Here is a 10,828-nt window from a genome sequence, read left to right on the forward strand (position 1 = left end):
AAACATCGGTACCGTGCAGGACGGCATGGCCACCCTCACCCGCGGGCCCAAGGTGCAGGATGCGCCAGGTGCCGGTGAGCTGGTGACACGCGGTGGCGCGGTGACTTTCGACAAGGTCGGCTTCAACTACAACGGCGAGCGGCAGGTGCTCAACGACCTGACCTTGCACATCCGCCCGGGTGAAAAAGTCGGGCTGGTGGGCCGCTCCGGGGCGGGCAAGTCCACCTTGATCAACCTGCTGCTGCGCTTCTACGACGTTGACAGTGGTGAAATCCTCATCGACGGGCAGAACGTGGCCAAGGTCACCCAGGACAGCCTGCGCAGCGCCATCGGCATGGTCACCCAGGACACCTCGCTGCTGCACCGCTCGATTCGCGACAACATTGCCTATGGCCGTCCCGATGCGACCGAGGCGCAGATCCGTGCCGCTGCTGCCAATGCCCAGGCCGATGGTTTCATCAGCCAGCTCAGCGACCGCCAAGGCCACAGCGGTTACGACACCTTGGTGGGTGAGCGCGGCATCAAGCTCTCCGGCGGCCAGCGCCAGCGCATCGCCATTGCCCGGGTGATGTTGAAGAACGCGCCGATCCTGCTGCTGGACGAAGCCACCAGTGCGCTGGACTCGGAGGTGGAAGTGGCGATTCAGGAAAGCCTGGATGAAATGATGCAGGGCAAGACTGTCATCGCCATCGCTCACCGGTTGTCTACCATCGCGGCCATGGACCGGCTGATCGTGATGGATGAAGGGCGCATCATCGAGCAAGGCACCCACGCCGAGTTGCTGGCAAAAAACGGCACCTACGCGCGGCTGTGGCAGCACCAGAGTGGCGGGTTCCTGGGTGAGGACCAGGGTGTGGCCGAGGCAGTGGAATAGGCCTTGGCGCTGCTGGCGCTCAGTCCAGAACCGGCCGCAGCAACGCCTGAGCCTCATACAAGGGCGGCAGATAGCGCAAGCGTATTTCATCAACACTCAACCGCGATGCGTGGGTGGTGATGGTCAGCGTGGCTTTCAGCCGCCCGGCCCGGTCCAGTAGCGGCACACCCAGCACGCGCATGCCGATTTCGTACTCCTGGTCAACGATACAGAAGCCCTGCCCCTTGATCCGCTGCAAATCTGCCTCCAGCTGCTGCCGGTCAGTCTGGGTGTAAGGCGTCAAGGCGCGCAGCGGGTTGCGCACAAAGTAGCCATCCCGCTCACCTTCATCCAGCCAGGCCAGCCAGATGCGCCCACTGGCGGTGCAATGCATCGGCACCCGCGAACCAGGCCTGATCGACAACGAAGCCACATGGCTGTAGCGGCTGCGCACCAGGTGGATGATTTCGTCACCATCGCGGGTGCCCACCGACACGTGTTCCTGGGTCTGCCGTGCCACCTGCTCGACAATCGGCCGCAGCATGCGCGGCAGTTGCGCCGAGTCCACATAGGCCTGGCCGATGCGCAGGGCCTTGGGCGTCAGCCAGTATTCGCGGCTGTCGGTTTCGGCAAAACCTTCGTGCACCAGCGTCAACAGAAAGCGCCGTGCGGCACTTGGGGTAAGGCCTGACAACCTGGCGGCCAGCGGCACGCTGAGGCGCGGCTGCTCGACGCTGAACAGCTGCATCAGCGCCAGGCCTTTTTGCAAGCCGGCGATGAGATCACGAGGGTGGATTTCTGGAATGGTCACGGAATCGGCTCACAAGCAGGATGCGAAAACGGCGATTAATTCGATAATCGCAACATGGATGCGATTATCGCATTAACTGCCACTCCCGCGCATTGTTGCACACGCGCTGCTGCATCAGGCTTGCCTCCACAACAACGCCAAGAAGGAGGTCAGCATGATTCGTGGTTCAACGGAACTGGTCGCTATCGTCGGTTCGCCCATCGCCCAGGTGAAGTCCCCGGAAAACTTCAACACCTGGTTTGCCCACAACAATTGCAACCTTGCCATGCTGCCCATCGACCTGCAGGAAACGGCGCTGGACAGCTTTGCCGGCAGCCTGCGCGGCTGGCAGAACCTGCGCGGTTGCGTAGTTACCGTGCCTTACAAGCAGGCCCTGGCCAGCCGCCTGGACGGCCTGAGCGAGCGTGCGGCCGCACTGGGCTCGGTCAATGTGATCCGCCGCGAGCGTGACGGCCGCCTGCTGGGCGACAACGTGGATGGCGCCGGTTTTCTGGGGGCCGCGCGCAAGCATGGCTTTGAGCCGACCGGCAAACGGGCGCTGGTGATTGGCTGCGGCGGAGTCGGCAGTGCCATTGCCTATGCACTGGGCGAGGCCGGCATCGCCAGCATTACCCTGCATGACCCCAGCGCCATGCGAATGGGCGCGGTATGCGAGCTGCTCGGCAATGCCTTCCCCGAAATCGCTATCAACACGCAGTTCTATGGCCTGGAGGACTTCGACCTGGTCGCCAACGCCTCCCCCGTCGGCATGGGCGCAAGCGCGGAGCTGCCGCTGTCAGCCGCCCTGCTGGCCACCTTGCAGCCCGACACCCTGGTGGCCGATGTAGTCACCTCGCCCGAGATCACCCCACTGCTGAACCGGGCACGCCAGGTAGGCTGCGCGATCCAGACCGGGCCGCAAATGGCCTTCGCCCAACTCGGCCACCTCGGCGCATTCATGGGCGTCACGCCGCTGGAGATCTGAAGCCATGGCAACTCTCGAACACAGCGTTGACCTGATCGTCCTCGGCAGCGGCGCCGGCGGCTTGGCTGCCGCCGCCACGGCCGCCCGCCGCGGGCTCAAGGTACTGGTGGCGGAAAAGGCCGGGCAGTTTGGCGGTACCTCGGCGATTTCCGGCGGGGCGGTGTGGCTGTACGGCACCGACCAGGCCCGTGCCGCTGGCGCCGAGGACTCACCCGCAGCCATGCGCACCTATCTTGAACATGTCATTGGCGATGGCTACGACCCCGCCCTGGTCGATGCCTTCATCGAGCACGGTCATCAGGCGCTGCGCTGGCTGGAGCAGCACACCGAACTGCGCTACAGCCTGCGCCCACACTCGCCGGATTATTACCCGGATGCGCCCGGCGCCACCCAGTTCGGTCGGGCGCTGGAAATGGTCGAGTACGACGGCAAGCACCTTGGCCCGCGTTTCAAGGACTTGAAAATGCCACCGCCTGGCATGCTGCTGTTCGGCGGCATGATGGACAACCGCGTGGATATCCAGCACTTCCTAAACCTACGCCGCTCGCCCGGGTCACTGTGGCATTGCCTGAAGCTGATGGCGCGCTATGCACGGGACCGCCTGCACCACCCGCGTGGCACCCGGCTGACCACCGGCAACGCGTTGATCGCGCGCCTGGCCACCAGCGCATTCGCCCACGGCGCGCAGCTGTGGTTGCGCAGCGAGGCACTGGAGCTGATCGTCGAACGCGGCGCGGTGACAGGCGTGGTGGTGCAGCGCGAGGGCCGCCGTGAGCGGGTACTGGCCCGCGGCGGTGTGGTGTGCGCCATGGGTGGGTTCGCTGCCGGCGCTCTGGCTGCCAGCTACCGCCCAGCCCTGGGTGTGTCGCACCTGAGCATGTCGCCATGCAGCAATGACGGGGCCGCCTTGCGCCTTGGTCAAGCTGTGTCGGCAGCCGTGGGCGAGGGCCTGGCGGCCAATTTCTTCTGGGCACCGGTTTCTGAACTGCGCCATGCCGGTGGCGAGCGCGAGCGCTTTCCGCATCTGGTCACCGACCGCGCCAAACCAGGGGTGATCGCGGTGGACCCAAGCGGGCGCCGCTTCGTCAACGAGTCCGACTCGTACCACCACTTTGTGCAGACCATGTTCGCCAAAGGCATTGCCAACTGCTGGCTGGTCTGCGATGCCGAGGCGATGAACCGTTACGGGCTCGGTCTGGCGCGACCAAAACCGGTGAACAACCAGGCGTTGATCGACGCCAGCTATCTGTACCGCGCCGCAACGCCCCAAGCCCTGGCCCAGGCGATCGGCATCGACCCGCAGGTATTCGCAACGACCCTGGAGCAGTTCAACAGCGATGCCCGCAACGGCATCGACCGCGCGTTCGACAAAGGCGGCAACAGTTACAACCGCTACATGGGCGACCCGCAGCACACGCCCAACCCGTGCCTGGCGCCGCTCGCCAGCGGCCCCTACTACGCCATCCGCGTCCACACCGGCGACCTCGGTTCGGCCTGCGGCCTGGTAACCGACGTCAATGCCAACGTACTGGACCGCAACGCTCAGCCCATCAGCGGGCTGTACGCAGTCGGCAACGACATGAACTCGATGATGAAAGGCACGTACCCAGGCCCCGGTATCACCCTGGGTCCCGCCCTCACCTTCGGCTGGCTCGCTGCCAACCACATCACCGCGCGCCTGCAGGCGCCGACCACTCAAACGGAGACTCACGCATGTACTACGAACTGAGAACCTACACCCTCGATCCGCTGAAAATGGCTGACTGGCTGGCCCTGTACCAGAGCCACGCGCTGGAAGTACAAAGCGAGCACCTGGGCAACCTGGTCGGCTTCTTTGCCAGTGAGTTCGGCGACGCCAACCAGGTGGTGCACATGTGGGGCTATGCCAGCCTCGACGAGCGTATGGCACGGCGCGCCGCCATGGCTGCAGACCCGCGCTGGGCGGAGTTTTCGCGGCGCAACCGCGAGCTGGGTGCAGTACTGCACCTGCAGTCACGGCTGCTGCGGCCCACCGGCTTTTCGCCGCTGCAGTAAGCGCACGCCCTTTCTTTCAATGCCTGAGCGAAACCCCACATGCATCCCCTCGAATGTGACGTACTCGTCATCGGCTCTGGCGCCTCTGGCCTGGCTGCCGCCGTTACTGCCGCGCACCACGGCCTGCAGGTGATCGTCGCAGACAAAGCCAGCCAGCTGGGCGGCACCAGCGCCTGGTCGGGGGGCTGGTTGTGGATACCACGCAACCCGCTCGCCATCGCCGACGGCATCGTCGAAGCCGACGATGCCCCGGAGCGCTACCTGCGTGCGCAAACCCACAGCTGTGAGCTGGACGCGCGCCAGCGTGCGTTCCTGCAGCATGGGCCGGAAATGGTGGCGTTTTTCCAGCAACACACTGCCGTGCAGTTCCAATCCGGCAACCGCATGCCCGACATGCACGAAGGCGACGGCAGCGCACGCGGCGGCCGGTCGCTGTGTGCGCTGCCTTTCGATGGGCGCCTGCTTGGGCCTTGGCTGCACAGGTTGCGCCCGCCGCTGGATATCGTCAGCCTGGCCGGCATGGGCATCGCCGGTGGGGCAGACATGGCTGCTTTCTTCAACGCCACGCGCTCGCCCAAGGCCGCATGGCATGTCGGCAAGCGCCTGCTGCGCCACGGCCGTGACCTGATGCTGTACCGTCGCGGCCGGCAATTGGTCAATGGCAACGCACTGGTGGCACGCCTGCTGCGCAGCGCCCTTGACCTTGGCGTCACGCTGCTGACTGACAAGCCGGCCAGCCGCCTGCTGGGTGACGGGCGGGTCAATGGCGCGGCGTTCGCCGACGGCCAGGTGATCCACGCCCGCCGGGGTGTGGTGCTCGCCTGCGGTGGCTTCGCGCATGATCGTCAGCGCATCGCGCAACTGATGCCGCACGCGCCGGACGGTGTGCAGCATTACTGCGCAGCGCCCAGGGAAAACAGCGGTGACGGCCTGCGCCTGGGCGAGCAAGCTGGCGGCCGGATCGGCACCCCATTGTCCCAGGCTGGCGCCTGGGCACCGGTATCCAGGGTGCCGTATGGCGATGGCCGTTTCGGCCACTTTCCGCACCTGATCGACCGCGCAAAACCTGGCTTTATCGCCGTGCGTCGCGACGGCCGACGCTTCGTCAACGAAGCGGATTGCTACCATGACTTCATGAATGCACTGTTCGCCGCTACGCCACAGGGAGAGCCTTACGAGGCATGGTTGATCTGCGACCACGCCGCACAACGTCGCTATGGCATCGGCTGGGCAAAACCCTTCCCCTTCCCTACTCGCTATTATCAGCGCTGCGGCTATTTGCACAGCGGCCGCACGCTGGCGCAACTGGCGCAGCGCTGCGGGATCGACGCTGGGCAGTTGCAGCGCACGGTAGAGGGTTTCAACCACCATGCGGGCCAGGGTGAAGACCCAGCCTTCCAGCGCGGGGCTTCAGCCTACAACCAGGCGCAGGGCGAACCGTTGCAGGCCCCCAACCCGTCGCTGCGGCCGCTGCTGCACGGGCCGTTCCATGCGGTGAAACTGCTGCCGGGCAGCCTGGGTACCTTTGCCGGCCTGGCGACCGACAGTTCGGCCCGCGTGCTGGACCACGCGGCGCAGCCGATTCCCGGGCTGTATGCGGTGGGCAACGACATGCACAGCGTGATGGGCGGGCATTATCCCAGCGGCGGCATTACCCTTGGGCCGGGGATGACGTTCGGTTACCTGGCCGGCAGGGGGATGAGCGGGTTGTAGCCGCCAAATTCACAGCCGAACATGCGCTCGATTATGGTGCTTTGTCGGTACATGGGCCGGTCTAACAGTCTGGCAACGCGGGCTTGGATTTGCGCTTAACCGAGCGCAGCGGATCACGGATTGAATCCTGTACTATGAGGAAAACGTCGGCGCCGCGTTATGCAGCGCGGTGCTCAAGCGGCGGGAATATACAGCTTCTGCCGACCTCGGACGTGTCAAAGCACGTCTACGTGATGGGCTCTAAGCTGGTCTGTTTTATCTCGCGAAGCAACACCGGAGCACCGCCCCAGCATCACACACACGCCATGAAACACATTCGATACGTCATGCGAGCCCGTCCCTACTGAGTCTTGATGAAAATATCGGTGGCCACATCTCAGGCCTAGAGCGAGGGTTCGTAATGCTCTCCCACCAGAGAACTCCTATTACGTTCATAGCAAGCTATGGACAACATCTTCGCTCCTGAAACCGTCAATGTGTCTCTGGGAATTCTGCATGCACCCTTACGCTTCGCGGCGATTAGGTATTAATCTCCGCTTGCGTCTCATCCACAGCAAGCATACGGGAGTGGGTCCGTGACTAATAGACCCACTTAGGTGTACAGATAGGCTTATTGACACGTCTGGTCATTGTAAAATCTTTGGATCATGCCAACGGCGACCTTGGACTCAATACAGTTCTTCAATACAGACATGTATTGACTGCATATGGTCCGTGAGAAAAGCACACAGACAGTTGCACCATGATTAGCAGCACACCTAAAGAAGCGGGCGTAAAATTAGTGACGTAACTAGCAGCCTAACAAATGACAGAATCAAGCAGTGCAACCAAACCACCTCCAGCGAACGGAAGAAGCCAGCGACTTTACATCAACTTCCAAGTAGTACTCAGTCTTGAAAGATCAGCCATCACATACTGCACCAAAACTTTTATTCGTTTCGAAACATGATGTCCAGGCTGATACACCATCCAGGCAGTGCCTTGCAATGCGCCCTTGTAGATCCAATCGGGTAAAATCTTAATCAATTGATTACTGCGCAGCGCATCGATAGCCAAACAGACTGGAAGGCACGACACTCCAACCCCAGATATCGTAGCCGTCAGCGCAGCTTCTGGGCAATCCGAAAGATATCTACCAGGAATGGGTACGTCACAGTTCTCATGCGACGACCTGAACTTCCAATACTGTTTATCAAGATCCCCAACAAAAGGGATACAGCTGTGAGCGGCCAATTCGGAGGGATGAGCAATGAGGCCGACCTTACTGATATAACTAGCCGATGAGCATAACACGAAATCCACATCAAATAAGCGGCGTGCGACCATCCCTTCTGGCGGCTTTTCAGTGACAATTATTCCTACATCAATGCTGTCAGTGACAAAATCAAACCGCTCCCCACACACAAGCTGAACATTGACATCTCGATAAGCTGACAAAAAGCCAGGGATTAGCTTACTACACGTAGCATACAAAGACTTTGGCACCCCCATCCGAACTAACCCCTGAGGGTTATCGACCAATTTATCTTTGACTCGAAAAATATTTGCGGAGGACTCTAAGACCAATTTACAGTACTCGTAAATTTGCTCACCCTCAGCATTGACCTTCAAACTTCTAGTAGTCCGCTCTATCAGCCGTAGCGAAAGAATATTTTCTAGCTTTGTTATTTGTTTACTAACTGCAGATGCCGTCACACCAATTCTCACGGAAGCCTCAACGAAACTTCCAGTCTCGACCACCACAGCGAAGGCAGCCATGCATGGCAAAATGTCCACATGATCCTTAGGCAAATAGCTCTTAGATTCCATTTTGAGCACTCTGTATGATTAATAGAAGTTACATACCACCCGCATTTCCAGCACCGAATCATGCGATAATCACAAACTTCTTAAAAGGCGTGAAGCACCACAGCGCCTAGTAAAACCAAGCACACTCCCAGCAATTGACCCAAGAACAATCTTTCTTTGTACATAAAATAGCCAATAATTGCAGCCACCCCACCCGAAAGCGTACTAATCACTGTCACAATGGCTACCGACCCCTCAAGCACGCCAAATGAGAAGGCTGCAAATCCACCAAGATTGAAAATACTAGCGGCGCTTAGAGAGAAACAGGCCTTTACACTCCCTTTATGCGGTTTCTTCTCATGATTAAATAAGATAAGCAGAGTCACAACACCTATAAGATAGCTAAGCCACAGCATATTGACTGGCCCAACAGCCGGTAACGTGTATTTACCCTGGACCCAAAAGCTGGTGCCATAGAGACCTGCAGCTAGCAACGCATAAATAACCGCAGCCTTTTCATTGCCATATGAATTGACTCTAGCCGTACGGTGCCCAGCACCCACAAGCCATATGCCAAAAGCACAGATAGTTATACCTGCTACTTGATATAATGTGAGTACGTCCCCGCTCAGCCAAGCGAGAATTGTAGTGACGACACCGTAGGAAGTAATCAGCGGCGCCACGATTGAAGTGCGCCCCTGAGTCAATGCTTTGGTGAGAAAAAAAGCACCTGCCAAAGTTAGCACGGCCGCGATAATGCAAACCAGAATAATCGTTCCGGTGGCTTCGCGAAGAACTATCAAGCTATCTGATGACAGACCTAGGAATATACTCAAAACCACCAGGCCAATTAGCTGACTATAAAACACTGAGCGCCTTACACCAAGTGATCTGCCATTTACACTTACTAGATAATCTGTAACCCCCCAACACACAGCTGCCAACAACCCCATTAAAACATCCACAGCGCACCTCTCTTATTGTTTTCATCAAATTTATTTTATCGGAAAAACCCCTCCGTGCTGGAATTTATTTAACAGACTGAGTAGCGGCAGTGTCAACAGCGTAGACACGACCGATAGTAACAAAAGCACATTATAGGAATCGTCTGACAAGAGAGATGAGCTATGCCCTACAGATAAAACTACCAGTTCTGCGGTCCCTTTGGTTGACATCAACACCCCAAGCACCAGAGAGTCACGCCGTTCCATATTCAGGATGATTCCCGAAACGAATGAACTCATTACTTTACTTGCCACTGCAGCAATCACAAAAATCACGAGCCAAATCCAAAGTCGCGATTCAAAACCGGAAAAGGATATCATCGCCCCTGTGCCGATGAAAAAAATAGGAACCATAACAACTCGTAGATTTCCCTCCCATTTCTCCCATGCATACCCGATCCCTTTAATATCTCCAAAAGTAAAGACCGCCACAATCACGCCTATGGAATAATGAAAACCTAGGCCATGGGTTACACCCGCACAGAGCAGCACAAAAAGAAAGATGATCAATATCTCTCCTGGACGAGAAGACTCGGCCCTTAAATTCAAACGTAAGGTGACAGCCCTGAAGATAATTGCCACCAACAAGAACGACGTCAGGCCGGTAGCGCGCAACAGAAACGAAGAGTCCTCCCCCTGTGGCTTACCCCAAAACCCAACTACAACCGATAGCATTATCCATGCGAAAGCGTCGGTATAGATGGCAGTTGCTAAAGCAGTCCCTCCAACAGACTGACTTATGTATTTTGAGCGCTCAATTATCAAAGCCAGCACCGGTAGCGCCGTTACAGATAAAGCTATCCCACAAAAAAGAACATAACCAAGCGCTGACTCGCTTGAAGCCAAGTCCTCCACGGACCAATACCCGAGCAACATACCCACAAAAAAAGGAACAGTTATACTAAAAAAAGCCATCACCAGTATTGATCTATTACTCAGCGCCCCATTATCGAGGCTAGAAACCCGCCAACCGATCTCAATTAGTATCCAAATAAGCCCAACTTCACTTAGCCCCTGTAATAGCTCAACAGCACTCAGTAGATCAACGAAGGGGAAGATCTCAGGTAAATAAGTTCCTAAAAGATGTGGCCCCACTAGCACCCCTGCAAGGATATCTCCAATAAATTCCGGCTGACCTAATGCGGCCACCAGCTTTCGAGATAACCAGCAAACCAAAATCACTACCAAAAGCGTCAGACTTAAATTATACACTGACTCCTCCCTAACAAACTCTCTGAGCCCTTAAAGTCAGGCTCGATATTGCAGCGTAAGCAATCTGTGAACTAACTCCGACTCAGCCTGTAAGATTTTTAAATCTTCGTGAATAAGATAAACCATTCCCCAAGAAGAAAGGAAATCCACCGTTACTCCAACAAGCTCACCTACCGCAACATGCAAGCTCATCATATGGAAAGACTCTAAATGCTTTACTAGCTCCACTCCATTGAACCCTTCTACTACCCCTGACCTTTCAGAAACCAAACAGCAAACACAGAAATGCTTTTGAAATTTCAATTTACGCGTGGAACATACTTCTTTACTTAGATATATATCCAACGCCAATTCATAACAATCAATACCTGTGCAAACCTCAATCAACTTTGGTACAAATGCACCTGGCATGCGACCATTTTGTTCAATCAACACGGGTCCCTCCGGAC

The 10,828-nt window shown here is 57.6% G+C and carries 10 protein-coding genes; 5 read left to right on the forward strand and 5 right to left on the reverse strand.

Annotated elements, in window-relative coordinates:
• Window positions 1–874 (forward strand): ABC transporter ATP-binding protein (locus tag HP546_RS18625; RefSeq protein WP_172228186.1); only part of this gene is annotated, 874 nt, incomplete at its 5' end.
• Between the two features lie 19 nt (window positions 875–893).
• Here HP546_RS18625 and HP546_RS18630 read toward each other — a convergent pair.
• Entirely contained in the window at window positions 894–1,664 is a 771-nt protein-coding gene (locus tag HP546_RS18630) for an IclR family transcriptional regulator C-terminal domain-containing protein (protein ID WP_172228188.1), read from the reverse strand.
• A gap of 154 nt (window positions 1,665–1,818) precedes the next feature.
• Between HP546_RS18630 and HP546_RS18635 the strand changes: the two genes are divergently transcribed.
• From HP546_RS18635 to HP546_RS18650, 4 genes are read left to right on the forward strand one after another with little or no spacing between them, the layout of a single operon-like run.
• A complete protein-coding gene (locus tag HP546_RS18635; RefSeq protein ID WP_172228190.1) occupies window positions 1,819–2,628 on the forward strand; it encodes a shikimate dehydrogenase in 810 nt (269 codons plus the stop codon).
• A gap of 4 nt (window positions 2,629–2,632) precedes the next feature.
• The gene (locus HP546_RS18640; RefSeq protein ID WP_172228192.1) at window positions 2,633–4,357 is read left to right on the forward strand and encodes an FAD-dependent oxidoreductase; all 1,725 of its coding nucleotides are present in this window, start codon (window positions 2,633–2,635) and stop codon (window positions 4,355–4,357) included.
• The gene (locus HP546_RS18645) at window positions 4,342–4,662 is read left to right on the forward strand and encodes an NIPSNAP family protein (RefSeq protein WP_172228193.1); all 321 of its coding nucleotides are present in this window, start codon (window positions 4,342–4,344) and stop codon (window positions 4,660–4,662) included. The genes HP546_RS18640 and HP546_RS18645 overlap by 16 nt, the downstream gene beginning before the upstream one ends.
• 39 nt (window positions 4,663–4,701) lie before the next feature.
• Window positions 4,702–6,375 (forward strand): FAD-dependent oxidoreductase, encoded by a 1,674-nt coding sequence (locus HP546_RS18650; RefSeq protein WP_172228195.1) that lies wholly within the window; start codon window positions 4,702–4,704, stop codon window positions 6,373–6,375.
• Window positions 6,376–7,239: 864 nt separating this feature from the next.
• Here the strand turns inward: HP546_RS18650 and HP546_RS18655 are convergent.
• From HP546_RS18655 to HP546_RS18670, 4 genes are all read right to left on the reverse strand, one after another.
• Window positions 7,240–8,184 (reverse strand): LysR family transcriptional regulator, encoded by a 945-nt coding sequence (locus HP546_RS18655; RefSeq protein WP_172228197.1) that lies wholly within the window; start codon window positions 8,182–8,184, stop codon window positions 7,240–7,242.
• 80 nt (window positions 8,185–8,264) lie between these two features.
• Window positions 8,265–9,128 carry a DMT family transporter gene (locus tag HP546_RS18660; RefSeq protein ID WP_172228199.1) on the reverse strand — a complete coding sequence of 288 codons (864 nt, stop codon included), beginning with the start codon at window positions 9,126–9,128 and terminating at the stop codon, window positions 8,265–8,267.
• Between the two features lie 30 nt (window positions 9,129–9,158).
• Complete coding sequence (locus tag HP546_RS18665; RefSeq protein ID WP_172228201.1) at window positions 9,159–10,379, reverse strand: cation:proton antiporter; 1,221 nt, start codon at window positions 10,377–10,379, stop codon at window positions 9,159–9,161.
• A 36-nt stretch (window positions 10,380–10,415) separates the two neighbouring features.
• A partial coding sequence (locus tag HP546_RS18670) for a hypothetical protein (protein ID WP_218584550.1) occupies window positions 10,416–10,828 on the reverse strand: 413 nt, incomplete at its 5' end.

The sequence above is a fragment of the Pseudomonas sp. CM25 genome (assembly GCF_013179705.1).
Lineage (GTDB): Bacteria > Pseudomonadota > Gammaproteobacteria > Pseudomonadales > Pseudomonadaceae > Aquipseudomonas.

Excerpts from the sequence above, each read along its gene's own strand:
- HP546_RS18635 (WP_172228190.1), top strand. The coding sequence starts at position 1,819 with ATGATTCGTGGTTCAACGGAACTGGTCGCTATCGTCGGTTCGCCCATC.
- HP546_RS18640 (WP_172228192.1), top strand. The coding sequence starts at position 2,633 with ATGGCAACTCTCGAACACAGCGTTGACCTGATCGTCCTCGGCAGCGGC.
- HP546_RS18645 (WP_172228193.1), top strand. The coding sequence starts at position 4,342 with ATGTACTACGAACTGAGAACCTACACCCTCGATCCGCTGAAAATGGCT.
- HP546_RS18650 (WP_172228195.1), top strand. The coding sequence starts at position 4,702 with ATGCATCCCCTCGAATGTGACGTACTCGTCATCGGCTCTGGCGCCTCT.
- HP546_RS18655 (WP_172228197.1), bottom strand. The coding sequence starts at position 8,184 with ATGGAATCTAAGAGCTATTTGCCTAAGGATCATGTGGACATTTTGCCA.